Genomic DNA, 15,280 nt, shown 5'->3' on the forward strand with positions numbered 1-15,280 from the left:
TTCTCCGTTCTAGGCCGCGGGCCGGACGTTGTGGTTGAGGGCGAACAAGTTGCCGGGGTCGTACTGACGCTTGACCGCAGCCAGCCGCTGATACGTCTCCGCCGGGTAGATCGCCGCCACGTCCTCGTCGGTCGCGGTGGACAGGAAGTTCGCGTACGCGCCGTTGACATGCGGCGCGAGCCTCGTCCAGATCGCCTCCAGCCCCGGACGACCGGCCGCGATCACGGGCTCCGGGCCGATGGCGGTGATCGCGAACATCAACTCCGCCTGACGATGCGCGTACGCCGTGGCGTCGTCAGCGACTCGTGACACCGCGCCGCCGATGCTGCGGATGGCGATGACCGGTGACCGTTCCGACGTCGCGATCTCGGTGAGAATCCGAAGGACGTCGGGGACGGATTCCTTGTCGGCAAAGGCGTTTCGGGTGACGAGCTTGATGCCGGGCGGCGGGATCATGCCATCCACGAGGATGTCCGCGTACGGCTTCAGCGCGATGTCGTCGTCGATCACGGTGCCGAGCCGGCGAATCGGGTCGATCGCCTGGGCCGCGAGTACTGCGTCATCGCCGTCGAACGCGACGTGGATCTCGACCGGCGCTTCGTGGCCGCCGGCGAAGGGGTTGGCGAGGGCCGCGATCGAGGTGAGCTCCTCGGGAGCGGTCCGGAAGTACTCCGCCCAGCCCTGGAGCACGGTCGATGCCTCCGCCGCCGGGAACCTGACCTTGCCGAAGAAGACGTCGGTCGTCGGGTGGGCCACGAACTCGAACGCGGTCACGATCCCGAAGTTGCCGCCACCACCGCGAAGCGCCCAGAACAACTCCGGGTTCTCGTCGGCACTCGCGCGTACGACGTCTCCGTCGGCGGTGACCACCTCCGCGGCGACCAGGTTGTCCAGCGCCAGGCCGTACTTGCGGACCTTCCAGCCGATGCCGCCGGACAACGTCAGTCCGCCGACGCCGACGCTCCGGGTGTCGCCCGAGGAGATCGCGAGGCCGTGCGGGGCGAGGGCGGCGGTGACCTGGCCCCAAGTGGCGCCGCCGCCGATCCGGACGAGGTGGCGATCTTTGTCAACAATCAGAATGTCCGCGAGTTGACCGAGGTCGATGACCACGCCGCCGTCGTTCGTACTGAACCCTTGGAAGGCGTGGCCGCCGCCTCGCACGGACAGCGGGAGTCCGATGTCGGCGGTGAACGCGACGGCCGCTCGGACGTCGGCGACGCTCGTGGGGCGCAGTACATATGTCGGCGTACCGAACGCCAGAACCGAGCGGCTGGCCGCCTCGTACTCCGCCGCGCCGGGTTCGATGATGTCGCCGCCGAAGTCGCGGCGAAGGTTTTCGAATGCTGAAGACATGGTGTTCCTTCCACAGGGGATGCCGGTGAACGAACACGAGATGCCGGACCCGCGGTTCTTGTGACAGCGCTGTTTCGTGACCTGCGCCATACGGCTCGATGTCACACGACGACCGGACCGCGTGTCTGAGGGGTGACGACGAGATCGGAGAGGTGATCGGTATGCGCGTGTTCGTGGCTGGTGGAACCGGAGTTCTGGGACGGCGGTTGGTGCCGCAGTTGGTGGCCCGGGGGCATGAGGTGACGGCAACGACGACAAGCTCGGCCAAGGTGGGGTTGGTGGAGCAGTTGGGGGCCGAGGGGCTCGTGATGGACGGCCTGGATGCGGCGTCGGTCGACGCGGCTGTGGGCAAGGCGCAGCCGGACGCGATCGTGCACCAGATGACCGCGATTGCTGTCGGGCACGCGGGCAAGCCCGACATGAAGCACATGGATCGGTGGTTCGCCGGCACCAACCGGCTGCGCACCGAAGGCACGGACAACCTGCTGGCCGCTGCGACGGCGTACGGGGTGACGAACTTCGTCGCGCAGGGGTACGGCGCCTGGAACGGCATCCGTACGGGCGACTGGATCAAGACCGAGCAGGACCCGGTGGATCCGATGACGGGTACGCCGGCTGAGCCCGGGATGGCCGCTCTGCGTTACGTCGAGGATGTGGTCGTCAAGGCCGGCGGGGCGGTTCTGCGGTACGGCTGGTTCTACGGGCCTGGGGCGATGGATGATCTGGTCGAGCCGGTGCGGAAGCGGCAGTTCCCGGTGGTCGGGAGCGGCGCCGGCCGCTGTTCGTGGATCCATCTGGATGACGCGGCGAGCGCGACGGTCCTCGCGGTGGAGCAGCAGGCGAAGGGCGTCTTCGACATCGTCGACGACGAGCCGGCACCGGCGTCCGAATGGGTGCCGTACCTGGCGTCGGTCGCCGGGGCGAAGCGCCCGATGCGGGTCCCTGTCTGGCTGGCCCGGCCGCTGGCGGGAGAAGTCGCGATCACGGTGATGACCGCCGGCCGCGGCTTCTCCAACGCCAAAGCCAAACGAGAACTCGGCTGGAACCTCCGCTACCCCACCTGGCGCCAAGGCTTCAAAGCCGAACTAGCCAACTGACGCCTGTCGATTTTGGGTGGGGGTGATCGACGCAGGGGTGATGGAACACTCAAACCCCTGGAAGGACCGCATCATGACTACCAACGACGTGACGATCCCGGCCGCCGGCGTGTCCACTCGTGCTTTGCTGACCGCCGGCGTCGTCGCCGGGCCGCTGTATGTCGCGGTGTGGCTCGGGCAGGCGTTCACCCGCGACGGATTCGACATCACCCGCCACCCGGCCAGCCTGCTCGCGAACGGCGGTCCGGGATGGATCCAGACCACGAACTTCGTCGTCAGCGGATTGTTGTCGATCGCAGCCGCCGTCGGACTACGTCGTACCCTCACAGGCCGTGGCCGGACCTGGGCGCCTCGACTGGTCACGGCGTACGGCGTCGGGCTTCTGCTTGCGGCGATCTTACCCGCCGACCCGGCGGCAGGCTTCCCGGTCGGTACGCCCGCCGACTACGCCGAGATCAGCACCCGCGGCATGGGTCACTTCGTTGCCGGAAGCATCGGATTCAGCGGCCTCATCGCCGCCTGCCTGGTCGTCGCCGCCCACTACCGCAGCATCGGCAACCGAGCCCTTGCCCGCTTCTCCACGATCACCGGCATCCTGTTCTTCGCAGCCTTCGCCGGCCTCAGCGCGGGCGCCGGCTCCCGCCCCACCATCATCGCCTTCGACCTGGCGGTCACCCTCGCCTGGACCTGGCTCACCATCATCTGCGCCAACAAACGCCGTACGGCGTGACCCCGAACTACTCGGTCAGGACGTCGCCTCGGGGGGTTCTGCGGTAGAGGACTGTTCCTGCGACTCGGGTCCGGGAGACGAGGCCGCTCGCGTTCAGGACCGAGAGGTGTTGGCTGATAGCTCCCGGGGTGAGTCGCATCCGGCGGGCGAGGGCGGTGGTGGTGGCGGGCTCGGCCAGGGTGGTGAGGATGCTGGCGCGAGTACGGCCGATCAGCGCTGCAAGTGCATCGGGCGGAGGCGGTGGGGTGGTCTCCCACAAGGTGGCGATGCCGCGGACGGGATAGGCGATCATCGGCTGGTACCGGGCATGAGGGAACCCTGGTTTCACGCGACCGGTCATCGTGCGGACCCACGGCCACCCCATCGCGTACGGCACCAGGGTCAGCCCGCTGCCCGACAGCTCGCCGGTCCAGTCGAAGGGCTCCGCGACGAGCAAACGATCCCCGTCGAGGGTGACGGTCTCGTGCAAATCGTCGAACAACGCCTGCAAGCCGCCGGCGGCGAGTCGTTGGGACCGCCACAGCACGTCGGCCTCGAGAAGCCGCCGAATCCGGGGCCAATGCTGGGCCAGCGCCACGTCCCAGTACGCCCGGAGCACGTCGACGATGCGGATGATGGCGGCCTCGGGGTCCGCACGGATCCGCTCCGCGACCGCTGCGGGCATGTTCGGCACTTCTTCGGCGATATCGGTCAGGACTCGCTGCGCGTCCGTACGGCGGATCTTGTCGAGCTCGCTGACGATGTCGGGCTGTGGCTCGGTCGGCGTGAACGAGATGAAGTCGGCGATGAATCCGCGGACCGGCGCGAGCGCGAACACCTCGGTCAGATCGAGATCGGCGACCGACGGCCGGGTTGCGCGCACCCAGGGCAGATGCAGCGAGTGTTCACCCGGTGCACGCAGCGCGACCGTACTGAACACCAGCTCCATCAGCGGCGAGAACGCGAACCTGATCCGGGCCACGTCCTCGGGTCGCAACCGCCACTCGATCACGCGGACCTCCTCGCCGCACATTTAGCTCAGGCTAAAAGTATCGCCGCCCCTCGGCGCCCCGGCCAGAGTCAGGTCAAGCCGGTTCAGCCGGCTCCGACCTACTCACGACAGGGCCGGACGGCCGCCCGATGCAGCGAAAGGAACCCCGTGATGAGCAAGGTAGTGCTGGATGTGTCAGTGTCCCTGGATGGATTCTCGGCCGGACCGAACGTCCGGCCGGACGAGCCGATGGGCGACGGCGGCGAAGGGCTGCACGACTGGGTTGCCGGGACGGGGCCGAACGGCGAGGTCGACGCCGGCGTCCGCCGGGAGCTGGACGCGTCGGTGGGGGCCACCATCGTCGGACGGCATACCTTCGAGCTCGGTCTGAAACCGTGGGGCGGCACCCCGTGGCCCGGCGTACCGAGTTTCGTGGTCACCCACCGGATCAGGGAGGACCTGCTCGGCGACAACGGCGGTACGTTCGCCTTCGACGGGCTGGAGTCCGCGGCCCGGCGTGCCAAGGAAGCCGCGGGGGACAAGGACGTCGTGGTGCTGGGTGCGGAGGTTGCCCGGAGCCTGCTCAGGGCGGGCCTGCTCGACGAGGTGTGGATCCATGTCGTCCCCCGGCTGATGGGGGAGGGCACGCGGCTGTTCTTCGGGGAGCGGGCCGAGCTGATCCCGGAGGGAAAGCCCGTCGCGGGAGCCGCCACCCACCTGCGGTACCGCGTGTCCAAGAACGCGGACTAGTCGTACGCCGCAACGATCTTTAGTGTCATCGGTACGACGCATGACACTCGAGGGGAGGTCAGGGGGTGCCTCGGCGGCAGGATATGGGGACGGCTCCTTCCCGGCAGTGGGCGATTGCCCGGCTGTCGGCGTTCCTGCTTCTCGTCGTGGCGGGGGTGCTGGGAACGGCGCAGCCGGGCTACGCGGCCGCAACGCAGCAAGATGTCAGCTACCTCAACGCCGCCCACCAGCTCAATCTGACGATCATCCAGGCCGGCCTGGATGCCAAGACCCACGGTCAGAGTTCGTGCGTGAAGAGCGTGGGCGCCCAGCTGGAACGTGACCATCGCAAGCTGGCCGCGCAGGAGCTCGAGGCCGCCAGCCAACTCGGCGTCGGGCTGGTCCCCATTCCATCGCAGGCACAGCGTGAGCAGCTCAAAGCCGTTGCGGACAAAGCCGGGACCTCTGGGTACGACGCCGCCTGGCTGGCGGTGCAGCGGCAGGCGCACCAGCAGTACCTGACGCTGATCAAAGGCGAGTTGGCGAACGGCACCCAGCCCGCCGTCAAGTCAGTGGCCAAAGGTGCCCAGACCGTGATCCAGATGCATCTGGACATGGTGGAACCCACCTGCCATGTCGGAACCGACACCCCGACAGTGCCGACTGGCGACGGCGGCCAGATGGCGGACGTCCAGCGGGTCCGCTCGCAGATTGGGTTGGTTCTGTTCGTCCTCGGCGTACTTCTGCTCGCCGGCAAAGCAGCCCGAGCGCGGCGACGCCTCATCGGCCTTTCAGCGTTGGCGCTAGGAGTCGCTCTGGTGTTCGGAGGGCCGCTCGGTGATGCCGGTAAGGTTCCGGAGGCCGGTGCTGCGGTGACGGATCCGGAAGCCGCTATTCCGCCGACCCGGCTGTCGGTGCCCGGCTTCGTGGACGCCTCGGTGAATCCGGTCGCGGCCGGCACCGACGGTCAACTGCAGGTGCCGAAGTCGTCGGCCGACGTGGGCTGGTGGGCGGCCGGTGCGGCGCCGGGCTCGGCCGGTGGCACCGTGCTCCTCGTCGGTCATGTGGACACCGCCCGGAGCGGGCGCGGGGTGTTCGCCGCGTTGTGGGACGTACCCGTCGGCACCAAGGTTGTTGTGACAGCCGGGGATGGCCGCGTGCATCGGTACCGCATCGTGGCTCGCCGGATCTACCTGCAGGAAAAACTGCCGGCTGACCTGTTCCGCGGTGCTTCGAAGCCGCGGTTGGCGCTGGTGACCTGCATCGGCTCGTACAACCACGCTGCACACCGCTACACCCACAACCTGGTGCTCTACGGCGTCCCGTCCTGACCGGTGGCCTGCGCCCCCTTGTGGGAACGGAACCTCGAGCGGAACTTCGAGTCGTACTCCAGGTGCACGTATCCCGAGGAGTGCACGCCGACCGCGACGAATCCCACGGCCAGGAACACGATCCCCGCCACCAGGGAGATGTGCCAGAAGGCCGCCGTCAGGCCGGCGAACGCCGAGCCCTGTGCGACCGCCTTGGCCAGCCCGACGAACCGTGAGGTGCTCGTCCGATGACGAAACGCCTCCTGCCGGTTCAGCACCAGGAGCGCGGCGAGCAAGGGGATCGAGACGGCGAACGCGACGACGCAGATCTTCGCCGATAGATCGAGCGAGTCCTCGGTCAGGAACGGCTGCACCACCACGAGGCCGGCGGCCGCCAGTCCGCCATAGATCAAGTTGGACTGACGGATCGATTCGTCCTGCGCAGCCGGGTCGGCGACGGCGTCCTGGGCCTCCTGCCGGATGGCTTCGGCCTGGGCTTCCGCCTCGGCTTCGGCTTCGGCCTCCATGAAGTCCGCCTGGTCCCTGTCCTCGTTCATGGGCTCAATCTTCCCGAACTCCGTTGGTCCCTGTGATCCGGGCTTGGCGATCTACACTGCTTGGCGGCCGCCTCGCGCCTGAGCGCGTGGGCTGCGCTGATCCGATCCGGCTGGCTGGAGAGTGCGATGACCTTTTCGATCGTGGCGTTCGACCCGGACTCCGGCTCCTCGGGGATCGCGGTCGCATCGAAGTTTCTGGCGGTAGGCGCGGTGGTGCCCTGGGGACGCGCCGGCGCGGGTGCGGTCGCCACCCAGGCCATGGCGAACCTCTCGTACGGGCCACAGGGCCTCGATCTGCTAGCCAACGGTCTATCCGCTGATCACGCGGTGGCCCAGCTGACAGACGCCGACGACGAGCGCGAGCACCGCCAGGTCGGCATGGTCGACACCCAAGGCCGAGGCGCCACCTTCACGGGCGGGTCCTGCCTGGACTGGGCCGGCGGCCAGGCCGGTGACGGCTTCGCGATCCAGGGCAACATCTTGGCCGGCCCGCAGGTGGTGGCGGCCATGGCCGATACCTGGAAGGAGCGCGCCGGTGAGGCATTCGAGCGGCGACTGGTGGCGGCGCTGGCGGCCGGCGACCAGGCCGGCGGAGACCGCCGCGGCCGGCAGAGCGCGGCGCTCCGCGTGTGGCGCGAAGGAGCCGCGTACGGCGGTGTGCTCGACATCGCCATCGACCTGCGCGTCGACGACCATCGGACGCCCATCGACGAACTGGGCCGCCTGCTGGACCTCCACGAGTTGTACTTCGGCAGACCGGATCCGGCGAGCTTGCTCCCATTGGAAGGGCCGCTGGCCGTTGAGGTGGCCGCCCGCCTGGAAACGCTCGGCTATCTCACCGGGGCCGGGTTGGTCGAGGCGCTCGACACCTGGGCGAGCACGGAGAACTTCGAGGAGCGCCTGGTGCCCGGCAAACTCGACCCGGTGATCCTCGAGCAACTCCGCCACCAGGCAGCCTCCTGACTCATTCTGGGGTGCGCAGGGCGCCTGGGGGTGAGCCGGTTGCGGTCTTGATGTGGCGGCTGAGGTGGCTGACCGAGTCGTAGCCGGTGAGCTCGGCGATTGCCTGGAGCGGCAGTGTGGAGTTGCGGATGTGGCCTAGCGCGTGTCGCAGTCGTACGTTCTGCAGCGCCGTACGCGGGCTCGTGCCGCGCAGTCGCGTGAAGTACGCGCGCAGCCCGGACGGCGAGATGCCGAGCTCGGCGGCGACCGTGGCGATCCGGATCCTGGTGGCGAAGCGTTCCTCGAAGATCCGCTCGGCTTGTGCGACGAGTTGTTCGGCCGAGGTGACTGGCTCGGCCGCCGCGGCGCGGCGGAGCAGGACGTCGAGTTCGCCGAGCAGTAGCGAACTCAACTGGTCGCTGTCGTGGCCGGGCTGTGCGTTCTCGCGGACGATTGCGTCGAAGACCCGGCCGAGGCTGCGGTCGCCGTCGTCGAAGCAGACGCGTGGCCAGGGCCAGCCGGCGGCGGCGTCGACTTGCAGGAAGCGGTTGGCGTAGCCAGTGCGGCTGAGCTCGGCGTGCCAGGTCCGGGGTGGCGTCAGCAGTACTGTCCCCGGCGTGGCGGCGTACGTCTCGTCGCCGACCGGGCAGGTGATCCGTCCGCGCACGTAGTAGACCAGCTCCCACGACGTGTGCGCGTGCAACGGATAGTCCTTGCCCGGCCCGGCGGTGTGTACGCCGGCGCCGAGCAGTCGAAGCGATTTGTGCATAACCGCAGTCGCCTTCTGCATTGTTTCCCGTGCAGGTCCGATCGATGCTGACATCGATTCGTGCAACCTGTAAAGGAGCGCTTGTGATGGATATGGCGACAGCACTCGGCGATCTCGGCGTGACTGACGATGTACTCACGCAGGACGAGAAGGACCAGCTCGACCGAGACGGATTCCTTCCGCTGGAGGGAATCCTCACGCCGGAGGAGGTGTCCGGGCTCAACAAGCGGATGGCGGAGCTCACCGCCGCCGAGGGCGACCGGGCGGGCCTGGAAGTGCACCAGGAGCAGGGCACCGACCGGCTCGCCGACCTGGTCAACAAGGACCCGAAGTTCGAGGTGTGCTTCAGCCATCCGCGCGTCCTGGCCGCGATGAAGCACGTACTCGGCGAGTTCAAGTTGTCGTCCCTCAACAGCCGCGCGGCACTTCCGGGTCAGGGTCACCAGGCCCTGCACGCCGACTCCGGCCATCCGGTCGAGTCAGGCCAGTACGAGGTGTGCAACTCGATTTGGCTGCTCGACGACTTCACACCGGAGAACGGCGCGACACGCGTCGTACCGGGGTCACACCGACGCGGAACCATGCCTGGCGACGAGATGGCCAACCCGGGCGACGAGCATCCCGACCAGATCCAGCTAACCGGCAAGGCCGGAACAGTCGTGGTCTTCAACAGCCACCTCTGGCACGGCGGCACCCAGAACCGCACCGACAAGCCACGCAGGGCCATGCACTCCTACTTCGCGCTGCGCCACCTACCGCAACAACTCGACCAGCAGACCTACCTCCGAGTCGAAACCTACAACCGCCTAACCCCCGCCCAACACTTCATCCTCGACGTAACCGGCACCAACTGAACACCCGCTGAGCCGAGGCCTCCTCGGCGCAGTATGGCCCGGTGTTAGTGGAGGCGGATGGTGACGAGGGTGGTTTCTATGTTGCTGTCTACGAGGTTGCCGGCGGTGTCGAAGGCGGTTGGGCCGTCGGTCATGCCGAAGTCGTTGTCGTTGATGACGACGAGGGTGTTGTGCGGGAGGAGGGCGACGCCCTCGATCTTCTTGGGGGCGCCGGGGACGGTGTTGAGGTCGATGAAGAGCTTCTTCGGCAACACGGGTACGCCGGCGGACGTCGGGTCAGCCAACGACTCCAGGGACGGTGTGGTGGCGGTTGAGTCCCAGGGGGTGCCGAGGATGTTGTTCGAAGGACGGAGTACGACGCGGTGGAGGCGGGCGGCGTTGTCGGTGCGCTCCTGGACCAGGAGGGTTTCGAGGCCGGCGGCAACGATTGAGGAGATCTTGAGTTCGCTGGTGTCGTCCTCGCCGGGGTCGACCACGCCGACCGGGTCGAACTGGTAGGCGTACTCGCCGGTGACCTTGCCGCGGTGGGGCGAGAAGCGGAGCAGGCGGGTGGTGCGGGAGGCCTCGCCGATCTTCTTGCTGGGGTTGAGGAGCGGGCTCTGCAGAGCGAGTACCAGGTCGCCACCGGGCAGCTCGGCGAGGCCTTCGAAGCCGCGGTTGCCCTTGCGGGTCAGGAAGATCGACGGGAGGGCCTCGATCACCGGGTAGTCCGCGCCGGTCAGGGCGAGACCCTTCGGGACGTAGCGGGCGAGGACCTTGCCGCGGCTGGAGACGTGTACGAGGGACGGGCTGTACTCGTCGACCAGCCAGAAGCTGCCGTCGTGCACGCGGACGATGCCCTCGGTGTCGAGGCCGTTCGGGTTCAGGGGGAGCTGGGTGGAGGCGTCGTACGTGTACGGGATCTCGTCACGGCTCGCCTGGTTGGAGAGACCGGTCACGGGCTTGCCGTGCCGGGTGGTGATCGGGATCGCCTGCAGGACCTTCAGCTTCTTGCCGTCGACCTTGATCTTGACGATCGCGGGGTCGAAGCCGGGAACCGGGAACGTACGGCCGTTGACGCCGTCGATCTTGATCTGGCCGTTCGGTCCGCGGTCGGTGACGGTCCAGAACTCACCGGGCCGCTCGGCGGGGTAGATGTCGCTGCCGATGCCACCGAGGTCGACGCGCCGGTCGTTCGTGACGGAGCCGGGCAGGAGCGCGTTGGAGAACTTGCCCAGCGAGATGTCGGGGAGCGTCGCCGTCCCGATCACCCGCGGGCCGTGCTGCGCGCTGTCCCCAGTTGTTGCTTGTGCCGTCAGCGCCGAAGCCGCCAGCGCCGAGACCGCGACCACCGAAGCCGCCACCACCCACGTGCCACGAGACATGTACGTTCTCCCCTCCGCCGGACGTCATCGCGACATTCGTCCGAAGGGGTGAACACCCGCTGTCGTCCCCATGAACCCCACTACAAGCAGTCGCGTACGCCGAGGTGGCATCGGCCAGAGTTGGCATGGCGAGGCGAGCCGGACGTGTGCCACTCACCAAGTGAGCGGCGCCCGCCCACGCACCGCTCAGCCGCAGGCTCGCGGCGCCCCGTCGCTCGGCTTGGTGAGTGGCACAGGACCGCCTCCCGCGGAGTGCGGTGCTCGTCCGGCGACGATGTTCCGCGCGCTGGTTGGTTAGGTCAGGGTGTTGCGGACTGCTGTGATTAGGCGGTTGGCTCGGGGGTCGCCGTGGCCGATCATGCGGTTGGTGACGTAGGCGAAGCCGATGCCGTGCTCGTCGTCGCCGAAGGCGAACTGGCCGCCGGCGCCGTCGTTGCCGAAGCTTCGGGGGCCAAGGAGGGGGCGGAAGCTCGCGGAGTCCAGCAGGAAGCCGGAACCCCAGCGGGCGCCGGCGTCGAAGCCGAGGAAGCCCTGGCCGGATGAGACCTCGCGGACCGCGTCGGAAACGGTCTCCTCCGACAACAGACGAGGACCACCCTCAATGCCCGTGACGGCGGCTGCGTAGAGACCGGCCAGGCCGGTTGCCGACGCGACCGCACCCGCACCCGGCAACTCCATCCCCAGCAGCGCGGGATCGTTCCAGCCGTGCGGTACGGCGAGACCCGGGAACACCAGCGCCCCGTTCATCGTCACGATCCGCGTGAGCAGGTGCTCCGGCCCCGGCATCGCCGGCCGCCCCTCGGCCGCGGTCAGCCGCGCCAGCGTACCCAGCTCAGACGCAGGCAGCCCGATCCACGCCCGCAACCCGAGCGGATCACCAACCACAGAACGGAAGTACGCACCCGGCAACTGTCCGGTGATCCGCCGAACCACCTCACCGAGCACGAACCCGAACACGTGCCCATGATACTCGTACGACGTACCCGGCTCCCACAGCGGCTTCTGCTGCTCGATCGCCTCAACCACCGGCGTCCAGGCCGCAATCTCGTCGAAGGTCAGCGTCTTGTCCAGCACCGGAATGCCAGCCCGATGCCCGAGCACCATCCGGCAAGTGATCGCTTCCTTGCCGCCAGCAACAAACCCCGGCCAGTAAGAACCGATCGGCGCATCCAGTGAGAGCCGCCCATCCTGCGCCAGCAGGTGTACGACGAGGCTCACCAGCCCTTTGGCACAAGAGAAAACGGGTACGACGGTCTCGCGACCCCACTGCCGCGCGGGAGCGGCCTCGCCGTCCCAGAGCTCCACCACTTTGCGACCATCGAAGTACACGGTGACCGCGGCACCGAGCTCGGGAAACAAGGAGAAGTTCTCCGCGAAGGTGTCCGCGACAGCGCCGAACCCCTCGTCCACCCAGCCGTCCATGGTCTCCCGTCCTCAATCGATCAGCCGGGCAACCTTACGTCCGACAGCTCACGACCACGACTGATTTAGGGCAGCACCCACTTCTGACTCGTCCCACCAGTGCAGGTGTTGATGATCAGTTTGGTGCCGTTGGCACTCAACCCACCGGACGTGTCAAGGCACAGCCCGGACGCGGCATTGAGTAGCGTGCCGTCCGCACGCGGTGTCCACTTCTGACCAGCACTGCCGTTGCAGGTCCACAACACCGCGGCAGTCGTGATCGCCGTACCCCGAGCATCAAGGCACTTGCCCAGCGACCGCACCGTGCCGTCATCCGACGATGACGTCCACTGCTGGTTCGTCGCGCCCTTGCAGGTGTACAGCGTGGTCGGCGTCCCGTCGGCGGTCGCGGCTTGGTAGATATCGACGCACTTCCCGGCGATCCCGGTGATCGGCCCGGTGTCCTGGAACACCCCGAACTCCCACAGCGAGTAGTAGCTCCCCGCCACACCACGAGCCGTCGCGTTGATCCGTACGTACCTGGCGAAGTTCGGCGTGAACGCGATGCTGTCCGTGCCACCGTCTCCGGCAGTCGTCGAGGACACCGTCTTCCACGTCCGGCCGCTGGTGGACACCTGGATCTGATACGCCTTCGCGTAGGAGGTCGTCAGCCAGTTGAGCAGCACCCGATTGACCACCTGGACGGATCCGAGATCGACCCGGAACCACTGTGGATCCTGACGAGCACTCGACCATGCCGTCGACATCGACCCGTCTACTGCCTTCGACGCCTCCCGCCCCGCGAGGTAGACGCTCGAGGCCGACGTCGCGCGCCCACGGGCGAGATTGCGCTTCGGTACGTACGTCGCCGTGTAAGTCGCAGCCGTCGCCGGCGCGACGAAGTTGTGGTTGCGCGCTCCGCCATCGGACCAGCTCGCGAACCGGTACAGCTGGTTCGCGACCGGCTGTGTCGGCTCCGCGGACAGCGATCCGCTCGACCCGACGATCGTCGTACCGGTCGAAGGAGTCTTCGCGGTCTTGCCGAGATACGTGAGCTGCAACCCCGACGGTTGCGAAGCGAAGCTCAGCCCGACCGTCTTCGGATCCAGCCGGACGCTCTTGACGTCGGTCAGTCCACCGGCATCCGTCGCGGTCAGCTTGAGTTCCAGGTACGAGGGATACTCGTGATCCGGCGCGGTGAACGTGCCGCTGGCCGCGGTCATGCTCGTGATCGTGTGCGAGTGGCAGTCGCTCGGGCAGTGGTGCATGATCAGCGTCCAGGTCAGCGCCGAACCCGGGAGCGTGCCCTGCTCGGGATCGGTGGCCGAGCCGGCGAAGCTGATCGTGTCGCCGACCTTCCACGTCGTCGCCGGACCGGGCGCGGTGATCAGGGCTGTCGGAGCGGTGTTCGCTACGTTGATCTGTGTCGACGTCGTCCCGGTGGTGTGGCCGTCCGACACTCTGAGGCGCGCAGTCACACTGCCGCTGGTCGTGTACGTCTTCTGTACGGTCGCAGCCGTCGAGTCGTCGTACTGGCCGTCGCCGTCAAGGTCCCACGCATAGGTCAACGGATCGCCGTCGGCGTCGTTGGAGGCGGTCCCGTCGAACGTCACGGTCAGCGGGGTCGGACCGCTGGACGGGTCGGCGTGGATCACCGCGGTCGGCGGGTTGTTCGTAGCGTCGTAGACGTAGCGCAGGATCCGGCCGTTGTCGTAGTCGACGGAGAACAGGTCGCCGCCGGGTCCCGTCTGCAGCCGGGTGGATCCGTAACCGGAGGCGAACGACACGATGTGCGCCGGGTCCGGCAGGCCGTTGGTGCCGGGCATCATCGCCCACACGCAGTGGCGGCTGTAGTCGGCGAAGAAGAGTGCGCCGTCGTACTCCGGCGGGTAGTTGCCACCCTCGTAGAACGACATGCCGGAGATCGACGAACTGCCGGTGGTGCAGGGCTCGCCGGCCACCAGGTGCTGGGCGTGATCGTAGGAGTAGTACGGCGTGGCCACCGCGGACGGACCGGCGGCGTACAGGTTCTCGCAGATGTTGACGTTGAGGGAGTCGTACCCGGACTGCCGGCCCGGACCGTCGTAGCAGGGCCAGCCGAAGTTGGTGACGCCGGCGGTCGGGTTGACGATCCGGTCGATCTCTTCCCACTTCTGGTAACCGACGTCGCCGATCCAGATCTCGTTCGTCCCCGGGCGGAAGTCGAACCGCATCGGGTTGCGCAGACCGTGCGCCACGATCCGGCGGGCGTTGAGGTCGGAGCTGCCCAGCGCGGGGTTGCCCGGCGCGGCCTGGCCGGTGTCGGGGTCGATGCGGATCAGCGATCCGTCGAGACCCGCCGGATCGCCGCTGGTACGGACGTCCTGGGCCCGCAGCGCACCACCTTCGGCGGTCGGCGGGGCGAGCGCCGTACCGACGGGTGCGGGCCCATCTCCACACGGGTTGTCGGGTGTCACATCGGAGGTGGGGAAGCTGTCCTGGCCGTAGTCGATGTAGTTGAAGCTGGCGCCGTCACCACCGCCCGCGTAGAGCATCCCGTCCGGCCCGAACTCGATCGAGCCGATCGAGTGGCTCGGGTAGACCTGGCACCAGTCCTCGACGAGCACCTGTTCGGCGCCGTTTCCGTTGATCACCGAAAGTCGTGCACTGGCCTGGCAGCCGTCACCGGTCGGACCGGGCGGCGACGGGCACGGATCGTCCGTGGTGTCGGGGGTTCCCCACTTCGGGGTCGGTCCGCCGATCAGGCCGTCATGTGTGTACAGCACGTAAATGCGTGGATCCGCGGGGAAATCGGGGTGCAAGGCGAGACCGAGCAGGCCACGATCCCAGTAGTTGTAGACCTGCGTGCGGAGATCGGCGTACACACTCGGCGTCGGGTCGTCGAGCGAGTCGAACACCTTGATCAGGCCGCTCTTCTCGGCGACGAAGACCCGGCCGTCCGGCGAGAACGCGACGTTCGTCGGATTGACCAGGCCGCTGAACACGATCTGCTCGCTGAATCCGGTCGGCGTGACCGCGGCTCGTGCCGGTTCGATCACCACGAGTGGCGTCAACAGGAGTACACAGACCGCGGACAGGACGCGACGCACCCACTTGGCGGAAAACCTCATGAAGCCCCCAGGCCTACAATCCCGGTGCCCGGCCTCACAACCCCCTGCGAGCACTCGAGATGCGGGTCAGCATGACTGCCGCGCGGGCCGCTGC

The 15,280-nt window shown here is 67.8% G+C and carries 13 protein-coding genes; 6 read left to right on the forward strand and 7 right to left on the reverse strand.

Features of this window, described 5'->3' with window-relative positions:
- Nucleotides 1–9: 9 nt before the first annotated feature.
- Nucleotides 10–1,353: an FAD-binding oxidoreductase gene (locus tag AB0E63_RS27850; protein ID WP_360372418.1), complete on the reverse strand. Its 1,344-nt coding sequence runs from the start codon at nucleotides 1,351–1,353 to the stop codon at nucleotides 10–12.
- A gap of 161 nt (nucleotides 1,354–1,514) precedes the next feature.
- Here AB0E63_RS27850 and AB0E63_RS27855 point away from each other — a divergent pair, with 161 nt between their 5' ends.
- Both AB0E63_RS27855 and AB0E63_RS27860 read left to right on the forward strand, forming a co-directional pair.
- Entirely contained in the window at nucleotides 1,515–2,450 is a 936-nt protein-coding gene (locus AB0E63_RS27855) for an NAD(P)-dependent oxidoreductase (protein WP_360372421.1), read from the forward strand.
- A 73-nt stretch (nucleotides 2,451–2,523) separates the two neighbouring features.
- The gene (locus AB0E63_RS27860; protein ID WP_360372424.1) at nucleotides 2,524–3,180 is read left to right on the forward strand and encodes a DUF998 domain-containing protein; all 657 of its coding nucleotides are present in this window, start codon (nucleotides 2,524–2,526) and stop codon (nucleotides 3,178–3,180) included.
- A 7-nt stretch (nucleotides 3,181–3,187) separates the two neighbouring features.
- Here the strand turns inward: AB0E63_RS27860 and AB0E63_RS27865 are convergent, their stop codons facing one another.
- Nucleotides 3,188–4,192 (reverse strand): DUF5937 family protein, encoded by a 1,005-nt coding sequence (locus AB0E63_RS27865; RefSeq protein ID WP_360372427.1) that lies wholly within the window; start codon nucleotides 4,190–4,192, stop codon nucleotides 3,188–3,190.
- A gap of 129 nt (nucleotides 4,193–4,321) precedes the next feature.
- Between AB0E63_RS27865 and AB0E63_RS27870 the strand changes: the two genes are divergently transcribed.
- Both AB0E63_RS27870 and AB0E63_RS27875 read left to right on the forward strand, forming a co-directional pair.
- The gene (locus tag AB0E63_RS27870; RefSeq protein ID WP_360372430.1) at nucleotides 4,322–4,900 is read left to right on the forward strand and encodes a dihydrofolate reductase family protein; all 579 of its coding nucleotides are present in this window, start codon (nucleotides 4,322–4,324) and stop codon (nucleotides 4,898–4,900) included.
- Between the two features lie 83 nt (nucleotides 4,901–4,983).
- A complete protein-coding gene (locus AB0E63_RS27875; RefSeq protein ID WP_360372433.1) occupies nucleotides 4,984–6,210 on the forward strand; it encodes a DUF4142 domain-containing protein in 1,227 nt (408 codons plus the stop codon).
- Here the strand turns inward: AB0E63_RS27875 and AB0E63_RS27880 are convergent.
- Nucleotides 6,192–6,746 carry a hypothetical protein gene (locus tag AB0E63_RS27880; protein ID WP_360372436.1) on the reverse strand — a complete coding sequence of 185 codons (555 nt, stop codon included), beginning with the start codon at nucleotides 6,744–6,746 and terminating at the stop codon, nucleotides 6,192–6,194. The two genes, AB0E63_RS27875 and AB0E63_RS27880, sit on opposite strands and share 19 nt — an antisense overlap.
- 126 nt (nucleotides 6,747–6,872) lie before the next feature.
- On the opposite strand from AB0E63_RS27880, the gene AB0E63_RS27885 reads away from it, so the two are divergent.
- Nucleotides 6,873–7,709, forward strand: coding sequence for a DUF1028 domain-containing protein (locus tag AB0E63_RS27885; RefSeq protein WP_360372439.1), 837 nt, complete (start codon nucleotides 6,873–6,875; stop codon nucleotides 7,707–7,709).
- 1 nt (nucleotide 7,710) lies between these two features.
- Here AB0E63_RS27885 and AB0E63_RS27890 read toward each other — a convergent pair whose 3' ends face one another.
- Complete coding sequence (locus tag AB0E63_RS27890) at nucleotides 7,711–8,457, reverse strand: AraC family transcriptional regulator (RefSeq protein ID WP_360372442.1); 747 nt, start codon at nucleotides 8,455–8,457, stop codon at nucleotides 7,711–7,713.
- Nucleotides 8,458–8,543: 86 nt separating this feature from the next.
- On the opposite strand from AB0E63_RS27890, the gene AB0E63_RS27895 reads away from it, so the two are divergent.
- Complete coding sequence (locus AB0E63_RS27895) at nucleotides 8,544–9,311, forward strand: phytanoyl-CoA dioxygenase family protein (RefSeq protein ID WP_360372445.1); 768 nt, start codon at nucleotides 8,544–8,546, stop codon at nucleotides 9,309–9,311.
- A 44-nt stretch (nucleotides 9,312–9,355) separates the two neighbouring features.
- On the opposite strand, the gene AB0E63_RS27900 is transcribed toward AB0E63_RS27895, so the two are convergent.
- The 3 genes from AB0E63_RS27900 to AB0E63_RS27910 all read right to left on the reverse strand — a co-directional run bounded on the left by AB0E63_RS27900 (nucleotide 9,356) and on the right by AB0E63_RS27910 (nucleotide 15,186).
- Nucleotides 9,356–10,675 carry an esterase-like activity of phytase family protein gene (locus tag AB0E63_RS27900; RefSeq protein WP_360372448.1) on the reverse strand — a complete coding sequence of 440 codons (1,320 nt, stop codon included), beginning with the start codon at nucleotides 10,673–10,675 and terminating at the stop codon, nucleotides 9,356–9,358.
- Nucleotides 10,676–10,969: 294 nt separating this feature from the next.
- A complete protein-coding gene (locus tag AB0E63_RS27905) occupies nucleotides 10,970–12,097 on the reverse strand; it encodes a serine hydrolase domain-containing protein (protein WP_360372451.1) in 1,128 nt (375 codons plus the stop codon).
- 65 nt (nucleotides 12,098–12,162) lie between these two features.
- Nucleotides 12,163–15,186: a ricin-type beta-trefoil lectin domain protein gene (locus tag AB0E63_RS27910; protein WP_360372454.1), complete on the reverse strand. Its 3,024-nt coding sequence runs from the start codon at nucleotides 15,184–15,186 to the stop codon at nucleotides 12,163–12,165.
- Between the last annotated feature and the right edge of the window lie 94 nt (nucleotides 15,187–15,280).

It is taken from the genome of Kribbella sp. NPDC026596 (genome assembly GCF_040638415.1).
Taxonomy (GTDB): domain Bacteria; phylum Actinomycetota; class Actinomycetes; order Propionibacteriales; family Kribbellaceae; genus Kribbella.

Excerpts from the sequence above, each read along its gene's own strand:
- AB0E63_RS27885 (WP_360372439.1), top strand. The coding sequence starts at position 6,873 with ATGACCTTTTCGATCGTGGCGTTCGACCCGGACTCCGGCTCCTCGGGG.
- AB0E63_RS27865 (WP_360372427.1), bottom strand. The coding sequence starts at position 4,192 with ATGTGCGGCGAGGAGGTCCGCGTGATCGAGTGGCGGTTGCGACCCGAG.
- AB0E63_RS27855 (WP_360372421.1), top strand. The coding sequence starts at position 1,515 with ATGCGCGTGTTCGTGGCTGGTGGAACCGGAGTTCTGGGACGGCGGTTG.
- AB0E63_RS27860 (WP_360372424.1), top strand. The coding sequence starts at position 2,524 with ATGACTACCAACGACGTGACGATCCCGGCCGCCGGCGTGTCCACTCGT.
- AB0E63_RS27890 (WP_360372442.1), bottom strand. The coding sequence starts at position 8,457 with ATGCACAAATCGCTTCGACTGCTCGGCGCCGGCGTACACACCGCCGGG.
- AB0E63_RS27850 (WP_360372418.1), bottom strand. The coding sequence starts at position 1,353 with ATGTCTTCAGCATTCGAAAACCTTCGCCGCGACTTCGGCGGCGACATC.
- AB0E63_RS27870 (WP_360372430.1), top strand. The coding sequence starts at position 4,322 with ATGAGCAAGGTAGTGCTGGATGTGTCAGTGTCCCTGGATGGATTCTCG.
- AB0E63_RS27910 (WP_360372454.1), bottom strand. The coding sequence starts at position 15,186 with ATGAGGTTTTCCGCCAAGTGGGTGCGTCGCGTCCTGTCCGCGGTCTGT.
- AB0E63_RS27875 (WP_360372433.1), top strand. The coding sequence starts at position 4,984 with ATGGGGACGGCTCCTTCCCGGCAGTGGGCGATTGCCCGGCTGTCGGCG.
- AB0E63_RS27895 (WP_360372445.1), top strand. The coding sequence starts at position 8,544 with ATGGATATGGCGACAGCACTCGGCGATCTCGGCGTGACTGACGATGTA.
- AB0E63_RS27905 (WP_360372451.1), bottom strand. The coding sequence starts at position 12,097 with ATGGACGGCTGGGTGGACGAGGGGTTCGGCGCTGTCGCGGACACCTTC.
- AB0E63_RS27880 (WP_360372436.1), bottom strand. The coding sequence starts at position 6,746 with ATGAACGAGGACAGGGACCAGGCGGACTTCATGGAGGCCGAAGCCGAA.
- AB0E63_RS27900 (WP_360372448.1), bottom strand. The coding sequence starts at position 10,675 with ATGTCTCGTGGCACGTGGGTGGTGGCGGCTTCGGTGGTCGCGGTCTCG.